The sequence below is a fragment of the Sphingomonas sp. TREG-RG-20F-R18-01 genome, assembly GCF_022662475.1.
Lineage (GTDB): Bacteria > Pseudomonadota > Alphaproteobacteria > Sphingomonadales > Sphingomonadaceae > Sphingomonas.
Map to the genome: position 1 here is coordinate 104,671 of NZ_JAKNQQ010000008.1, position 15,567 is coordinate 120,237.

General features: G+C 67.1%; 15 protein-coding genes. 10 read left to right on the plus strand and 5 right to left on the minus strand.

Annotation, left to right across the window (positions count from 1 at the left end; translation table 11 throughout):
- Positions 1-111: 111 nt before the first annotated feature.
- From L8K25_RS18160 to L8K25_RS18185, 6 genes are all read left to right on the plus strand, one after another.
- Positions 112-633, plus strand: coding sequence for a 2Fe-2S iron-sulfur cluster-binding protein (locus L8K25_RS18160; protein ID WP_242140409.1), 522 nt, complete (start codon positions 112-114; stop codon positions 631-633).
- Positions 630-1,604 (plus strand): xanthine dehydrogenase family protein subunit M, encoded by a 975-nt coding sequence (locus L8K25_RS18165; protein WP_242140410.1) that lies wholly within the window; start codon positions 630-632, stop codon positions 1,602-1,604. The genes L8K25_RS18160 and L8K25_RS18165 overlap by 4 nt, the downstream gene beginning before the upstream one ends.
- Positions 1,601-3,826, plus strand: coding sequence for a xanthine dehydrogenase family protein molybdopterin-binding subunit (locus L8K25_RS18170; protein WP_242140411.1), 2,226 nt, complete (start codon positions 1,601-1,603; stop codon positions 3,824-3,826). The genes L8K25_RS18165 and L8K25_RS18170 overlap by 4 nt, the downstream gene beginning before the upstream one ends.
- A gap of 26 nt (positions 3,827-3,852) precedes the next feature.
- Entirely contained in the window at positions 3,853-6,060 is a 2,208-nt protein-coding gene (locus tag L8K25_RS18175) for a xanthine dehydrogenase family protein molybdopterin-binding subunit (RefSeq protein WP_242140412.1), read from the plus strand.
- Between the two features lie 93 nt (positions 6,061-6,153).
- Positions 6,154-7,086: an XdhC family protein gene (locus L8K25_RS18180; RefSeq protein WP_242140413.1), complete on the plus strand. Its 933-nt coding sequence runs from the start codon at positions 6,154-6,156 to the stop codon at positions 7,084-7,086.
- Positions 7,083-7,667, plus strand: coding sequence for a nucleotidyltransferase family protein (locus tag L8K25_RS18185; protein ID WP_242140414.1), 585 nt, complete (start codon positions 7,083-7,085; stop codon positions 7,665-7,667). The genes L8K25_RS18180 and L8K25_RS18185 overlap by 4 nt, the downstream gene beginning before the upstream one ends.
- Positions 7,668-7,710: 43 nt before the next feature.
- Here L8K25_RS18185 and L8K25_RS18190 read toward each other — a convergent pair whose 3' ends face one another.
- The 3 genes from L8K25_RS18190 to L8K25_RS22740 form a co-directional block, all read right to left on the minus strand.
- Entirely contained in the window at positions 7,711-8,409 is a 699-nt protein-coding gene (locus L8K25_RS18190; RefSeq protein ID WP_242140415.1) for an SDR family oxidoreductase, read from the minus strand.
- Positions 8,410-8,470: 61 nt separating this feature from the next.
- Positions 8,471-9,859: a methyl-accepting chemotaxis protein gene (locus L8K25_RS18195; protein WP_242140416.1), complete on the minus strand. Its 1,389-nt coding sequence runs from the start codon at positions 9,857-9,859 to the stop codon at positions 8,471-8,473.
- Between the two features lie 42 nt (positions 9,860-9,901).
- Positions 9,902-11,245: a methyl-accepting chemotaxis protein gene (locus tag L8K25_RS22740; RefSeq protein WP_277923403.1), complete on the minus strand. Its 1,344-nt coding sequence runs from the start codon at positions 11,243-11,245 to the stop codon at positions 9,902-9,904.
- Positions 11,246-11,492: 247 nt separating this feature from the next.
- On the opposite strand from L8K25_RS22740, the gene sdhC reads away from it, so the two are divergent.
- The 3 genes from sdhC to sdhA are packed head-to-tail and all read left to right on the plus strand — an operon-like array spanning position 11,493 to position 14,107.
- Positions 11,493-11,912 carry a succinate dehydrogenase, cytochrome b556 subunit gene (sdhC, locus tag L8K25_RS18205; protein WP_277923401.1) on the plus strand — a complete coding sequence of 140 codons (420 nt, stop codon included), beginning with the start codon at positions 11,493-11,495 and terminating at the stop codon, positions 11,910-11,912.
- 1 nt (position 11,913) lies between these two features.
- Complete coding sequence (gene sdhD / locus L8K25_RS18210; protein WP_242140417.1) at positions 11,914-12,312, plus strand: succinate dehydrogenase, hydrophobic membrane anchor protein; 399 nt, start codon at positions 11,914-11,916, stop codon at positions 12,310-12,312.
- On the plus strand, positions 12,305-14,107 hold the full coding sequence (sdhA, locus tag L8K25_RS18215; protein WP_242140418.1) for a succinate dehydrogenase flavoprotein subunit: 1,803 nt from the start codon (positions 12,305-12,307) through the stop codon (positions 14,105-14,107). Before sdhD ends, sdhA begins: the two co-directional genes overlap by 8 nt.
- 149 nt (positions 14,108-14,256) lie before the next feature.
- Here the strand turns inward: sdhA and L8K25_RS18220 are convergent, their stop codons facing one another.
- The gene (locus tag L8K25_RS18220; RefSeq protein WP_242140419.1) at positions 14,257-14,589 is read right to left on the minus strand and encodes a type II toxin-antitoxin system PemK/MazF family toxin; all 333 of its coding nucleotides are present in this window, start codon (positions 14,587-14,589) and stop codon (positions 14,257-14,259) included.
- Entirely contained in the window at positions 14,583-14,837 is a 255-nt protein-coding gene (locus L8K25_RS18225; RefSeq protein ID WP_242140420.1) for a hypothetical protein, read from the minus strand. The genes L8K25_RS18220 and L8K25_RS18225 overlap by 7 nt, the downstream gene beginning before the upstream one ends.
- 106 nt (positions 14,838-14,943) lie before the next feature.
- Here L8K25_RS18225 and L8K25_RS18230 point away from each other — a divergent pair, with 106 nt between their 5' ends.
- Positions 14,944-15,504 (plus strand): ATP-dependent Clp protease proteolytic subunit, encoded by a 561-nt coding sequence (locus L8K25_RS18230; RefSeq protein ID WP_242140421.1) that lies wholly within the window; start codon positions 14,944-14,946, stop codon positions 15,502-15,504.
- Positions 15,505-15,567 lie beyond the last annotated feature (63 nt).

Sequence of the window (15,567 nt, forward strand, 5' to 3'; positions counted from 1 at the left end):
ATACAGAAAGCTTGATCGAAGGCTGTACGAAAAAGGACGTAGACCGCCGGTATGATCGGAAACCATTCGGTTCATGTTCGTTAACCCGTGCTGAAAGGGAGGCCATACCCCATGCAATTCACCATCAACGGCGAAACCCACGAGGTCGAGCCCGATATCCGCGCGTCGCTGCTCGACGTACTGCGTGAACACGTCGGTCTGACCGGCACCAAGAAGGGGTGCGACCACGGCCAGTGCGGTGCGTGCACCGTTCTCGTCAACGGGCGCCGGATCAATTCATGTCTCACGCTGGCAGTCATGCATCAGGATGATGACATTCTGACGATCGAAGGCCTTGGCAGCGCGGACAATCTGCATCCGATGCAGGCGGCGTTCGTCAAGCATGACGGCTATCAGTGCGGCTATTGCACCCCCGGGCAGATCTGCTCCGCGGTCGGCATGCTCGACGAGGTCAAGAAGGGCTGGCCCAGCCACGTCTCCGACAGGCTCGACAGCGTGTCGTTGAGCAACGACGAGATTTCGGAGCGGATGAGCGGCAATCTTTGCCGGTGCTCGGCCTATCCCAACATCGTCGACGCGATTTCCGAAGTGTCCGGGCTCACCCCCGCCAAGAAAGAGGCAGCGGACGCATGAAGACCTTCGCCTATAGCCGGGCCGAGAGCCCCGAAGCCGCCGTCGCCGCGGGCGGACGCTTCATCGCGGGCGGGACCAACCTGCTCGACCTGATGAAGCTGCAGATCGAGACGCCGGAATCGCTGGTCGACATCAGTCGCCTCGACCTTGCGAAGATCGAGGAGCGCGAGGATGGCGGTCTGACGATCGGCGCGCTCGTTCCGAACAGCGACCTGGCCGCCGACCCGCGCGTGATCGAGGGCTATGCCGTGCTCAGCCGGGCGTTGCTCGCGGGCGCGTCGGGACAGCTGCGCAACAAGGCGTCGACCGGGGGCAATCTGCTCCAGCGGACGCGCTGCTATTATTTCTACGACACGGCGACTGCGTGCAACAAGCGCGAGCCGGGCACCGGCTGTTCGGCGATCGGCGGGTTCAACCGGATCCTCGCGGTGCTGGGCACCAGCGAGCATTGCATCGCGACTCATCCGAGCGACATGGCGGTTGCCATGCAGGCGCTCGATGCGACGATCGTGACGCTCAAGGCCGACGGGGACCGTCGCCGTATCGCGATCGGCGAATTCTATCGGCTTCCCGGCGACACGCCCGAGATCGAGAATGTCCTCGAACCGGGAGAACTGATCACGCACGTCGAGCTGCCCGCGCCGCCCAAGGGCGCGCAGCTGTACCGCAAGGTCCGCGACCGGGCGTCCTATGCCTTTGCGCTCGTGTCGGTCGCCGGGATCGTCTCGGTCGAGGACGGCAAGATCGCATCGGCCGCACTGGCGTTCGGCGGGCTCGGCCCGATGCCGTGGCGTAATCCGGCGGTCGAGGCGGCGCTCGTTGGCCAGGCGCCGAGCGACGCCGTGTTCGGGGTAGCGGCAGATGCGCTGCTCAAGGACGCCAAGGGTTATGGCTCGAACGATTTCAAGATTCCGCTCGCGCGCCGCACGCTGATCGCGAGCCTGCGCGAGCTGACGGGAGTTTCCGCATGAGTAGCACCAACGCACTGACGATGGACAAGCCGGTCCCCAACAGCCTGCTCGACACGAGCACGCAGGGGATCATCGGCAAGCCGCTCGATCGCAAGGAAGGCCCGCTCAAGGTTTCGGGCGCCGCGACCTATGCGGCCGAGTATCAGATCGAGAACCTCGCCTACGGCGTGCTGGTCGGTGCGCCGTTCGGCAAGGGCAAGATCACGGGCGTCGATGCCGAGGTCGCGCGCGCGCTGCCGGGCGTGATCGACGTCGTGACCGACTTCGAGAAGTTCCTCGCGACATCGGCACAGGGTCTTGCGGCAAAGGCACCGCAGGGCGTCGAGAGCGTCCAGTATTTCGGCGAACTCGTCGCGATCGTGCTGGCCGAGAGCTTCGAAGCGGCGCGTGACGCGGCACAGCAGGTCGTCATCACGTTCGACGCAGCGGACGATGGCCGGTTCGACTTCGAGGCGCTGAAGGGGGACGCCGAGAAGCCGGCCGATGGCGATATTCCGGCGCATTTCTCGCAAGGTAATCTCGACAAGGCGATGGCGGACGCCGCGGTCACGATCGACGCGACTTTCACCACCCCGAGCCAGAACAGCGCGGCCATGGAGCCGCATGCCAGTATCGCGACCTGGGACGACACGGGTATGCTGACCCTCCACGGGTCGTACCAGATCCCCGGCAATGATGCGGAGCAGCTCGCCAAGGCGCTCGGGGTCAGCAAGTCCAAGGTCCGGATCGTCGCGCGCTATATCGGCGGCGGCTTCGGGTCGAAGCTCGGGATCGCGCCGGAGTCGGTCGCGGCGGCGCTCGCAGCCAAGGCGCTCGGACGTCCGGTCAAGGCGGTGATGGCGCGCCAGCAGGTGTTCGAGGCGACCGTCCGTCGCTCGAATACCGAGCAGCGGATCCGGTTGGGTGCCGATGCGAATGGCAAGCTGACCGCGCTCGGCCACGACACCATCGCCTCCAACCTGCCCGACGACGATTATTTCGAACCGACCGGGCAGGCGACGCATTTCCTGTACGCAGCCGAGAATCGCGAGATCAATCACGACCTCGTTCGGCTCGACTGGCTCGTCTCCGGTTCGATGCGCGCCCCCGGCGAAGCGGTCGGCATGCTCGCGCTCGAGGGCGCGATGGATGAGCTCGCGGAGAAACTGGGGCTCGACCCGATCGAGTTCCGCAAGCGCAACGAGCCCGAGACGGATCCGGAAACGCAGGTTCCGCATTCGTCGCGCGAGCTGGTGCGGTGCATGGACGTCGGCGCGGCGAGCTTCGGCTGGGACAAGCGGAACGCAACGCCGGGTACGCGGCGCGAAGGCGAGTGGCTGGTCGGCATGGGCATGGCTGCGGCGGTGCGCGGCAACATGCTGCTGCCGTCCGAGGCGCGCGTCACGCTGTCGGCAACCGGCCGCGCGACGGTCGAGACCGACATGACCGACATCGGCACCGGGTCGTACACGATCCTCGGGCAGATCGCGGGCGAAGTCCTCGGGCTGCCGCTCGATCACGTCGACGTCGAACTCGGCGACACGAGCTTCCCGACCGCAGCCGGCTCCGGCGGGTCGTTCGGTGCGGGATCGAGCGGGACCTCGGTCTATCTCGCGGCGGAAGCGATCCGCGAGAAGCTGGCCAAGGCCATGGGCGTCGATCCGGACGCAATGACGCTCAAGGATGGCTACGCGATCGCCGACAACCGCCGCGTTCCGCTGGCGGACCTCGCGGGCGAGGGAATCGTCGCGACCGGTTCGATCAAGCCGGGCAAGCAGGAGAAGGAAACGCGCCAGTCGTCCTACGGCGCGCATTTCGCCGAAGTCGGGGTCAATGCGGTGACGGGCGAAGTCCGCGTGCGCCGCATGCTCGGCGTGTTCGCGGCCGGGCGAATCCTCAATGCCAAGACGGCACGGTCGCAGTGCCTCGGCGGCATGACGTTCGGCATCGGCACGGCGCTGACCGAGGATCTGATTCATGATCCGCGCAACGGCAAATTGGTGAACCGCGACCTCGCGGAATACCATGTGCCGGTGAACGCCGACGTCCCGCAGCTCGAGGTCGAGTTCCTCGAGGAGCGCGACATCCATGCCAACCCGATGCACGCCAAGGGGATCGGCGAGCTGGGGATCTCGGGTGCGGGGGCAGCGATCGCGAATGCCGTGTACAACGCCACTGGCATCCGGGTCCGCGACTACCCACTTACGCTCGATAAGATCTTGGACGGCCTGCCCGAACTGTAAGGGCAGGCCCGCGCGCGGGGAACATCATGGCCGATTTCAAAATGGACGCCGACCACCCCGGCCTCGCGCTGGAACGCGGCGTCCAGGGAGTGCTCGGCGCCGGGCTCGACCGGAGCGAAGGGGCGCTCAAGGTCAGCGGTGCTGCCCGCTACGGCTATGAACATCCGGTCGCGGGGGAGGTGGCCTACGGCTATCTGATCACCGCACCGGCCGCCAAGGGGCGGATTACCGGCTTCGATACCGACGTCGCGCGCAGCCTGCCGGGGGTGATCGACGTCATCGTCGACGATTCCCGCATTCCCCGCCAGGCGGCGGCCTTCTCGCCGGCGCATGCCGGGAACGATGCGATCGATCATTGGGATCAGGTCGTCGGCGTCGCGGTCGCGACCAGTTTCGAGGCGGCGCGCGACGCGGCGAAGTCCGTGACGATGACGATCCAGCCCGAGGCGGGCCGGTTCGACACGATGGAAAACATCGCGAGCGCGAGCGGACCGCCGAAGGACTCGCGCCTGCAGGACATCGCGAAGGGCGACATCGACGCTGCGATGGCGGCGGCGGCGGTGACGATCGACCAAGTCTATACCACGCCCAACCAGGTTCACGCCGCGATGGAACCGCATGCGTCGGTGGCGGTGTGGGAGGGCGACAAACTCACGCTCCATTCCAGTCTGCAGATCCTTCATGCGGCCAAGGGCATTCTGGCCAAGGCCGTCGGGATAGACGCCGACAAGGTCCGGATTTTCTCGCCTTATATCGGCGGCGGATTCGGCGGGAAATTGCTCGGGCCGGAAGCCGTGCTCGCGGCGATCGCCGCGCAGAAGATCGGCCGTCCGGTCAAGATTGCGATGGCGCGCGCGCAGCTGTTCCACAACATCTACCGTCGCACCGATACGCACCAGCGGATCCGGCTGGCGTGCGACGCACAGGGGAAGCTGACCGCGCTGGCGCATGACAGCGTCGTGAGCCAGGGGCCGGACGGTGGCTTCATGGAGCCGGTCGCGCTCGGCTCGATCGCCTTGTACGATGCGCCGGTCCGGCACTTCTCGCACAAGATCGTGACGCTCGACATGGTGCAGGCGGGCGCGGTGCGCGCGCCGGGCGAGGCGGTCGGCATGCTCGCGCTCGAAACCGCGATCGACGAAATGGCCGAGGCGCTGGGACGCGACCCGATCGATTTCCGCAAGCTCAACGAACCGCAGGTGGACCCGATGACGGGCGCGCCCTTCTCGACGCGGGCGCTGGTCGAATGCCTCGACAAGGGAGCCGAACGCTTTGGCTGGGCCAAGCGCGGTGCGCGCCCCGGTCAGGTGCGGGAGGGCGAGTGGCTGATCGGCATGGGGATGGCCGCGGCGGTGCGGATCAACCTGCTGGTCGATTCGCAGGCGCGGGTCACGCTGTCACCCGACGGTCGTGCGCGGGTCGAGACCGACATGACCGACATCGGCACCGGCAGCTACACGATCCTGGGCCAGATCGCGGGCGAGGTCCTCGGGCTGCCGATGGAGTGTGTCGACGTGATCCTCGGGGATACCGATCTTCCGCCGGGCGCAGGCTCGGGCGGGTCGTTCGGTGCGGCGAGCGCGGGGTCGTCGGTCGCGCTGGCGTGCGAGGACATCGTCGCCACGCTGGCCGAGCGGATGCAGGCGGACGCCAAGGACATGACGCTCAAGGACGGGCACGCGATCGCGGGCAACCGCCGCGTGCCGCTGGCCGAACTGGTCGGGAGCGATCCGCTGGTCGCGCTCGGCAAGATCAGCCAGGGGAGCAACGCCAAGACCTTCAGCCAGGCCGCGCATGGCGCGCAATTCGCGGAGGTCGCGGTCAACAGCGTGACGGGCGAAGTCCGCGTGCGCCGGATGCTCGGTGTTTTCGAGGCGGGGCGGATCCTCAACGCGAAGCTCGCGCGCAGCCAGGCGATCGGCGGGATGATCTGGGGGATCGGCTATGCGCTGATGGAGGATGCGGTGCTCGACCAGCGGCACGGCGCATTCGTCAATCACGACCTGGGCGAATATCACGTGCCGAGCCATGCCGACGTTCCGCCGCTCGATGTATTGTTCGTCGAGCATATCGACCGGCATGCCAATCCGATCGGCGTGAAGGGACTTGGCGAACTGTCGATCTCGGGCGCGGGCGCCGCGGTGACGAACGCGATCTACAATGCGTGCGGCGTGCGCGTGCGCGATTTCCCGCTGACGCTCGACAAGGTGTTGGCCGGGTTGCCGGATATGTGATTGCATGGGGAGAGGGTGGTGCGAGAGCGGTAACGGTCGGTTTCGGCATGCCCCTCTCCCCGGCCCTCTCCCGCAGGCGGGAGAGGGAGTAAGATGGCTGACAACGATTCCGTCCTGAACGCGGCGACCCAGTGGAAGGGCGCGCCGCTTGCGCTCGCCACCGTGGTGTCGACCTGGGGCTCGGCACCGCGACCGCGCGGGAGCCATATGCTCGTCCATGCCGATGGCCGGTTCGAGGGATCGGTCTCGGGCGGGTGCGTCGAGAGCGACATCCTCGCGACCGCCGCCGAGGTGATCGCGGGCGCGCCGTTCCAGCTCAAGAACTACGGCATCGCCGATGCAGCCGCCTGGGAAGTCGGGCTGCCGTGCGGGGGCGAGATTTCCGTGCTGGTCCAGCCGGTCTCGGCGGAAGGCTTCGACCCCGAACTGTTCGACCGCATCGCCGAGGCACGCGATGGCGGCAAGGGGCTGGCGGTCACCACTGACCTCGCCTCGGGACAGAGCTCGCTGCGCCCGCAGGAGGGGGCGGCGTTCGTCAATCGCTACGATCCGCCGCGGCGGCTGCTGATCGTCGGCGCGGTGCAGATCGCGCAGGCGCTGGCCGGCCTTGCACGCGAACTGGGCATCGCGACCACGGTGATCGACCCGCGCGCGCGTTTCCTGACCGAGGAACGTTTTCCCGGCGTTACGCTCGACGATCGCTGGCCGGACGAAGCGGTCGAGGCGCTCGATCCCGGTCCCGCGAGCGCGGTCGTGACGCTCAGCCACGACACCAAGATCGACGACCCCGCGCTCATCGCCGCGCTGTCGCGGCCGACCGCGTACGTTGGCGCGCTCGGCTCGCGCCGCAGCCATGCCGCACGGCGCGAGCGGCTCGCCGCGGCCGGCATTTCGGAAGCGGACCTCGACCGGATCGACGCGCCGGTCGGGCTCGACATCGGCGCGGTCGGGCCAGCGGAGATCGCCCTGTCGATCGCCGCCGCGATGGTCGGTGCGTTCAACGCCGGTGAACGGAAAAAGGGATGAAACCGATCACCCCCGCCGAGGAATGCGTCCTGATCCTGCTCGCCGCCGGCCGCTCCGAGCGGTTCGGCGATACCGACAAGCTGCAACAGGAGTATCTGGGGCAGCCCCTCGCGTTCCATGTCGTCACCGCCTTGGAAAGCGTGCCGTTCAAGGCGCGGATCGCGGTCTGCTCGGGGTCGGAACTCGATTTCGGGAGCCGCGGCTATCGGGTGATCCACAATGACAATCCGGGCGACGGCATGTCCGGGTCCGTCAAGCTCGGCGTGGCCGCGGCGCGGGAGATCGGGTGCGCGGCGGTCGTGGTCGCGCTGGCCGACATGCCGCGCGTGACCGCGACGCACATCTACCGCCTGCTGGACGCGACGCACGGCCCGGATGCGGTGGTCGCCTCCAGCAACGGCGTCCACCCGACGCCCCCCGCCGTGTTCGGCGCGGATCAGTTCGAGGCGTTGCTGACGCTGGAGGGCGACGAAGGCGCGCGGGCGATGGTGCGCGCGGGACGGCACGTCATCGCACCTGAATCCGAGCTGCTGGACGTCGACCGGCCCGAGGATCTGGAGCGCCTGCGCACGTTGCGGTGACTTTGCCGCAGGATGCTACCCCGGCCCCTCGCCGGGGGAACCCTCAGCGGACGTAACTCGCGCCGTTCACGTCGAGCACCGCGCCGGTCATCGACGCTGGCGCCTCGAGTGCGAGGAAACGCGCGACGTCGGCGACTTCCTCGGGGGCCGCGACCCGGCCGAGCGGAATGTCGGCGAGCAACGCGTCGCCGCCGCGGCTCGACAGATAGTCCTCCGCCATCCCCGTCATCGTGAACCCGGGGCACACGGCGAACGCCAGTATGCCGTCGCGGGCATAGCCGCGCGCGATGCTCTTGGTCATCGCGACCATTCCCGCCTTGGACGCGGCATAGTGCCAGTGCGCGGGTGAATCGCCGCGATAGGCCGCGCGACTCGCGATGTTGACGATCCGGCCGCCGACGCCGCGCGCCTGCCAGTGGAGGACCGCCAGCCGGCACAGTTCGGCCGACGCGGTCAGGTTGATCCGCATCGTCCGCTCCCATTCGGCGACCCATTCGGCATCGGTACGCTCAATCGGGTTGGCGTCGAACACGCCCGCGTTGTTGATCAGCACGTCGAGTGTGCCGCCCAGCCGGTCCAGTGCGGCATCCCACAGCGCGCGGGGGGCGGCCGGGTCCGCGAAGTCGGCGGGGATGCCGCTGCGCGTCCCGTGCCCGACAAGCGCGATGCCCGGGCGATCCAGCGTTGCGGCAATGGCGGCTCCGATCCCGCGCGACGATCCGGTGAGGAGGATGTTGGTCATGCGCCCGCCTTACCGGGCGACGGCGCGCGGACCAACCCCTGCCCCGGCAAAGCGCCGCGCATCAGGTGGCGACGCTGGCCGAAAACGAGTCCGCCGCGCCCTTCAGCGTGCGCAATTGGTCGTCGACCTCGCCGAAGCCGCGTTCCAGCGTATCGATCTCGCCCGCGACATGATCGGTATCCTCCCGGATCGCCGCAATCGTGTTCGACATCGAATCGGCCGCCAGCGCGGTTTCGTCGACCGCCGCGGTAATCGCGGTGACGGTCCGGGCCTGTGCCTCCATCGCGCCGCGGATGCGGCTTGCGCTTTGCTGCACCTCGCCGACGGTCGCCTTGATCGAGGCGTTGGTGGCGACGGTCGACCGCGTCGCGGACTGGATCGCCGCGATCTTCGACGCGATGTCGTCGGTCGCGCGCGCGGTCTGGCTGGCGAGGCTCTTCACCTCTTGCGCCACCACCGCGAAGCCGCGCCCGGCGTCGCCGGCGCGCGCCGCCTCGATCGTCGCGTTGAGCGCGAGCAGGTTGGTCTGTCCGGCAATGTCCCGGATCAGGCCGAGGATCGACTCGATCGACTTGGCGTGGTCGCTCAGCGTTTCCGACATGCACACCGCGGCACCCGCCTGGGTCGATGCGCGCGTCGCGATTTCGGTGGCGGCCTCGACTTCGCTGCGGGCATCCTCGATCGCGCGGATCAACCCCGCAGCGGTCTCGGCGGCTTCGCGCATCGCCATCGCGGATTGCTCGGCCGCTGCCGCGACCTGGCTGGTCTTGTCGGTCATGCCGCGTGTCGCCTGGGCGGCCCCCTGCGCCTGCACGCGGATGCGGTTGCCGAGGGCAGCGGTGCCTTCGATCGACGTGGCGATCGTCATGCTGAACTGGGCCGACCGGCCACGGCGATCCTCGCGCGCGCGGGCCGCGTCATGCCCGCCGAGATAGGATGCCATCACGTCCGCCTCGACCAGCGCGAGCCGCTGGACCGTATCCGCCAGCACCCGCAGGCGGGGCGAGCCGATCCCGAGCGTATCCTCGATCAACTGCAGCGTGCAGCTATGCGCGAAGCTGAGCGACGAGAGCAGGGCCTGCAGCGGAACCCCAGCCTTTTGCGACTCGGCGGCGTGGCGCATCGCCATGCGTGCCCAGTCGTCGCTGTGCGGATCGGCGTATTTGACGAGTGTATAGCGCGCGCTGTCGGCGATCCGCGCGGCGAGATAGGCATCGTCGAACAGCGGGCGGATGTGCGCCGACACCGGCAGGTCGAGATAATGTTTCCAGAAGGTGCGCGAGATGTCGTGCTCGTGCCCTTCGATCAGCCGGGCGATCTCGGCGCTTGCGGCGAGCACGCTGCCATCCCAGTCATAATCGGCAACCCGCTGCGCGGCCGAGCGGTTCTCGCCGCTCCACCCGCCGGGAATCGTGTTGCTTGCCGTCCAGACGCGGGCAATGTCGGCCATCGCGTTTCCTCTCCTGTGTACACCATACGCGCCGGGCCCGCGTCAGGCCGCGACCTTCGCGACGAATTCGCCCGCGCTGCTCTTCAGCGCGCCCAGCTTGTGGTCGAGCGAGTCGAACCCGCGGCCGACCAGGTCGATCTCGGACGCGACCGTCTCGGTATCCTCGCGGATCGCGGTGATCGTGTTCGACATCGAATCCGCGGCGAGCGCGGTCTCGTCCACCGCGGCGGTGATCGCCGTCACGGTCTGCGCCTGGGCTTCCATCGCATATCGAATGCGGTTGGCGCTTTCCTGAACCTCGGCCACGGTCGACTTGATCGAGGCATTGGTTTCGACGGTCGAGCGCGTCGCCGACTGGATCGCGGCGATCTTCGCGGCGATGTCGTCGGTCGCGCGCGCGGTCTGGTTGGCGAGGCTCTTCACCTCCTGCGCGACCACCGCGAACCCGCGGCCGGCATCACCCGCGCGGGCCGCCTCGATCGTTGCGTTGAGCGCGAGCAGGTTGGTCTGCCCGGCAATGTCCCGGATCAGGCCGAGGATCGACTCGATCGACTTGGCGTGCTCGCTCAGCGTTTCGGACATGCCGACCGCGGCACCGGCCTGGGTCGATGCGCGATTGGCGATCTCCGCGGCGGCCTCGACTTCGGTGCGGGCGTCCTCGATCGCGCGGATCAGACCGGCCGCGGTTTGCGCGGCTTCGCGCATCGCCACCGCGGACTGTTCGGCGGCGGCGGCGACTTCGCTGGTCTTGCCGAGCATCCCGCGCGCCGATGTCGAGGTGCGGACCGACTGGCCGCGCAGCACGCCCGATTCCTGCGTTGCCTGTTCGACGGTCAGCGCGATGCCCTCGCGGAATTCGTCGGCAAGTCGGTCACGCTCGCACGACGCGCTGTGCGCGCAGAAGGCGTTGTAGATTTCGACCGTGATCTCGCTTTCCAGTCCCGTCAGCCGCAGGATCGTATCGATGAACGCGGGGAGGCGGGGATCGTCCGTGCGCAGCCGCTTGAACAGGATGGTGAGCGCGGCGCGATCGCTGGCGCAGGTCATCGACAGCAGCGCCATGGTCGACACGCCCGCGACATAGCCCGATGCGACCGATCGCTCCATCGATTCGATCCAGGCACGCCCGCTCACGTCGCAGAAGCGGTTGCGCAGATAGGTGATGCCGAGGTCGACCATCTTGGCCTCCTCGTGCGGTTGCCAGCTCCGCTCGCCCAGCCCCGCGCGCCGCCACTGGCCCCAGAAGGCCATCGCGATCTCGCCGGCGTCCGCTTCCAGGACGGTCCAGGCTTCGCGGGCCGCGGCCTCCAGCGTGCTGTCGAAATCGAAGGCGCGCAGTCGGGCGCGGATGTCGATCGTCGCGGCAACCGCGCCGGGAACGGGCAATTCACTGGAGTTCAAGGCGGGGCTCCGTATCTGGTGCGACGTATCTTCTGCGACCGGCACGCGCGACGGTCCGTTGCCCGGCGTACCCCCATCTGGTTAACGCCCCGTAACCAGCGAATGCAGGATTGCAGCGGATGCATCTGCATGATCACCCAGAATCCTTGCATCGTCGGCCCGGCGGATTAAGAGGGCATCGACCCGCATTCGACCTCGTAGTCGACCCTGCAACCGATGAGGACACGCCGCCTTGGCCAGCACGACCCCCACGACCAAACGGGCACGCCCGCTCAGCCCGCATCTGAGCATCTGGAAATGGGGGCCGCACATGACGGTCTCGATCCTCCACCGCGTCACCGGCAGCGGCATGGCGACGGTCGGCACGCTGGTGATGGTGTGGTGGCTCGCCGCGATCTCGGGCGGTCCGGCGACCTATGCGACGTTCCATCATGTGTTCGGCGAATGGGCCGGCGGGGCGCTCGGCTATCTCGTCGGGATCGGGCTGACGCTGTCGTTCTTCCAGCATCTGGCCAGTGGCGTTCGCCATCTCGTGATGGATACGGGTGCCGGCTATGAGCTGAAGCGCAACAAGACCGGCGCGCTGGCGACGATGGTCTTCTCGGTCGCGGCGACCGCGGTGATCTGGGTCTATCTCCTGGGGTTCAAATAAGATGCGCTACGGAACCGAACTCGGCCGCGTGCGCGGTCTCGGCAGTGCCAAGGAAGGCACGCACCACTGGTGGCAACAACGTCTCACGGCGGGCGCCAACCTGTTCCTCATGCTGTGGTTCTTCATCGCGATCCTGCGGTTGCCCGCCTATGATTACGATACGGTCCACACCTGGCTGTCGTCGAGCTGGGCGGCGATCCCGATGGCCCTCCTGATCCTCTCGGTCTTCTACCACTTTCGGCTGGGGCTGCAGGTGCTGATCGAGGATTATGCCCATGCCGAGAGCCGCGTGCTGGCGATGGTCGCGCTCAACTTCTTCACCGTCGTGACCGCCGGCATCGCCATTTTCGCGATCCTCAAGGTCGCCTTCACCGCTACCACCGGAGTGCCGCATGCCTGAGGCATATAAGATCATCGACCATACCTATGACGCCGTCGTCGTGGGTGCGGGGGGCTCCGGCCTTCGCGCGACCATGGGGATCGCGGAAAGCGGCCTGAAGACCGCGTGCATCACCAAGGTGTTCCCGACGCGCAGCCACACAGTTGCGGCGCAGGGCGGCATCGCGGCGAGCCTCGGCAACAATTCGCCCGACCATTGGTCGTGGCACATGTACGATACCGTCAAGGGTTCCGACTGGCTCGGCGACCAGGACGCGATCGAATATATGGTCCGCGAGGCCCCGCAGGCGGTGTATGAGCTCGAGCACGCAGGCGTGCCGTTCAGCCGCAACGACAATGGCACGATCTACCAGCGTCCGTTCGGCGGCCACATGCAGAACATGGGCGAGGGGCCTCCGGTCCAGCGCACCTGCGCCGCGGCCGATCGCACCGGCCACGCGATGCTCCACGCTTTGTACCAGCAGAGCCTGAAGTATGACGCGGACTTCTACGTCGAATATTTCGCGCTCGACCTGATCATGGAAAACGGCGTCTGCCGCGGCGTGATCGCCTTGTGCATGGACGACGGGTCGATCCACCGTTTCCGCGCGCATTCGGTCGTGCTGGCGACGGGTGGCTATGGCCGCACCTATTTCTCGGCGACCTCGGCGCACACCTGCACCGGCGACGGCAATGCGATGGTGCTCCGCGCCGGGCTCCCGCTGCAGGACATGGAGTTCGTCCAGTTCCACCCGACCGGCATTTACGGCGCGGGCGTCCTCATCACCGAGGGTGCGCGCGGCGAGGGCGGCTATCTCACCAACTCGGAGGGCGAGCGCTTCATGGAGCGTTATGCCCCATCGGCGAAGGACCTCGCGTCGCGCGACGTTGTGTCGCGGTCGATGGCGCTCGAAATGCGCGAAGGCCGCGGTGTCGGCGAGCATAAGGACCACATCTTCCTCCACCTCGATCACATCGATCCCAAGGTGCTGGCTGAGCGGCTTCCGGGCATCACCGAGACGGGCAAGATCTTCGCCAACGTCGACCTGACGCGCCAGCCGCTGCCGGTGACGCCGACCGTCCATTACAACATGGGCGGCATCCCGACCAATTATCACGGCGAAGTCGTCCACCTGCGCGACGGCAACCCCGATGCGGTCGTCCCCGGCCTGTTCGCCGTCGGCGAGGCGGCGTGCGTTTCGGTTCACGGTGCAAACCGGCTGGGCTCGAACTCGCTGATCGATCTGGTGGTGTTCGGCCGCGCGACGGGCTTGCGCCTCAAGGAGACGCTCAAGCCGAATACGCCGCACAACCCGCTTCCCAAGGGGTCGGAGGAGCTGTCGCTCGGTCGTCTCGATACGTTCCGCAATGCGAAGGGCAGCTCGCCGACCGCGCAGATCCGGATCGAGATGCAGCGCACCATGCAGAAGCATTGCGCGGTGTTCCGCGACAATGCGCTGCTCACCGAGGGCCAGCAGAAGATCACCGCGACCTACGAGCGGCTGCAGGACGTCCATGTCACCGATCGGTCGATGATCTGGAACACCGACCTGGTCGAGACGCTCGAGCTCGACAATTTGCTCGCGCAGGCCGTCGTGACGATGGAGAGTGCGGCGAACCGCAAGGAATCGCGCGGCGCGCACGTGAACGAGGATTATCCCGATCGCGACGACGCGAACTGGATGAAGCACACCACTGCGACGTTCGGCGGCTGGGGCGGCAAGGCGGGCAAGGTCGAGATCGGCTATCGCCCGGTGCACGACTATACGCTCACCGACGATGCCGAGTATATCAAGCCGAAGAAGCGCGTTTACTGAGGAAGCGGACGTCGGTCCTCGGGTGATCCCGGGGACCGATACCTGTCCCCTTCTCCTATCCGTTCGTTTCGAGCGAAGTCGAGAAACCTGCGCTGTGCCGGGTTTCTCGACTTCGCTCGAAACGAACGGGGGGGTGAAAGACCGGTGCGCTACGGTCTGAACATCTCGTTTAGAACTGCCAGCGTTGCAGCCACCGTAGCTGCATCGAGCGTGCCCATCCGCTTGACCAGTCTGGCGCGATCCAGCGTCCGCATCTGATCCGCCAGCGCCAGGCCATCGGTGCCCTTGAAACGTACCGCGATCCGAAACGGGGCAGGGCGGCTTCCGGTCGTCAGCGGCACGACGATGACCGTGCGCAGATGCGCGTTCATTTCGTCGGGCGAGACGATCAGGAACGGTGGGGTCTTCTGGATCTCGCGCCCAACGGTGGGATCGAACGCGGTGAGCCATACCTCCCCCCAGCGCATCGCTTGCGCTACCATGTCAGTGCTGCATCGTCCTCATTGGCAAACCCCTGCCAGGCGTCTGCATCGTCGGCCGTTTGGTCTGCCAGCGTGGCCGCCACCGCGGCCCATCCCGCATGCGCGCCGGCGACCGGCGTAGCGATGATTTTGCCGTCCTCGACGCGCAGGTCGAGCGTTGCTCCGGCCGTGGCGCCGATCTCGCCGAGGATCGAGGCCGGGACGATCATTCCGACCGAATTGCCGATCTTGCGTAAAGCCGTTCGCATGATGGCCTCCTGCACTCCGGTAGCTAGTAAGCACAGGGCTATAACATTGCCCATCAATTCCTATGGCGTCGGGGAACCCCGCCGCCGCCCGCCGGTTTTCGCGATCATGTCAGATCCCCGCTATCCCCTGCTCGCCAATCCCCACATCCGCCTTTCCGGTCCGGTCGACCAGCTGATGTACGAGAACTTTCGTGCCCAGCTGGGCAACTGCCCCCCGGAAGGGACTCTCGTCATCGCGCTGACCACGCTTGGTGGCGACCCGGAGGTCGCGCGGACGATGGCGGACGACATTCGTCTGCTCGAAGATCATGACGGGCGCGAGATCCTGTTTCTCGGCAAGGTCGCGGTCTATTCGGCGGGGGCGACGTTCATGTCGGCGTTCCCGGTCGCGCGGCGGTTCCTGACGCGGCATACCCGGTTGATGCTCCACGAGCGGCAGATCACCAAGCAGATCAACCTCAACGGGCCGCTCCGGATGGTGGTGGCGTCGATCAAGGCGGCGCTGCACGAAGTCGAGCATTCGATCGAGATCGAGGAAGAAGGCTTCCGCGACATCGTCCGCGACAGCCAGGTGACGTTCGAGGAACTGCGCGAGAAGGCGCCGTCCAACTGGTACATCGAGGCCGAGGAAGCGCGCGACCGCGGGCTGGTGCTCGACGTCATCTGATTGGACGAGACCGTCGCGTGCAATCGCACATGCAGCAATTCAGTGCCGCAAGGGTTTGCGACA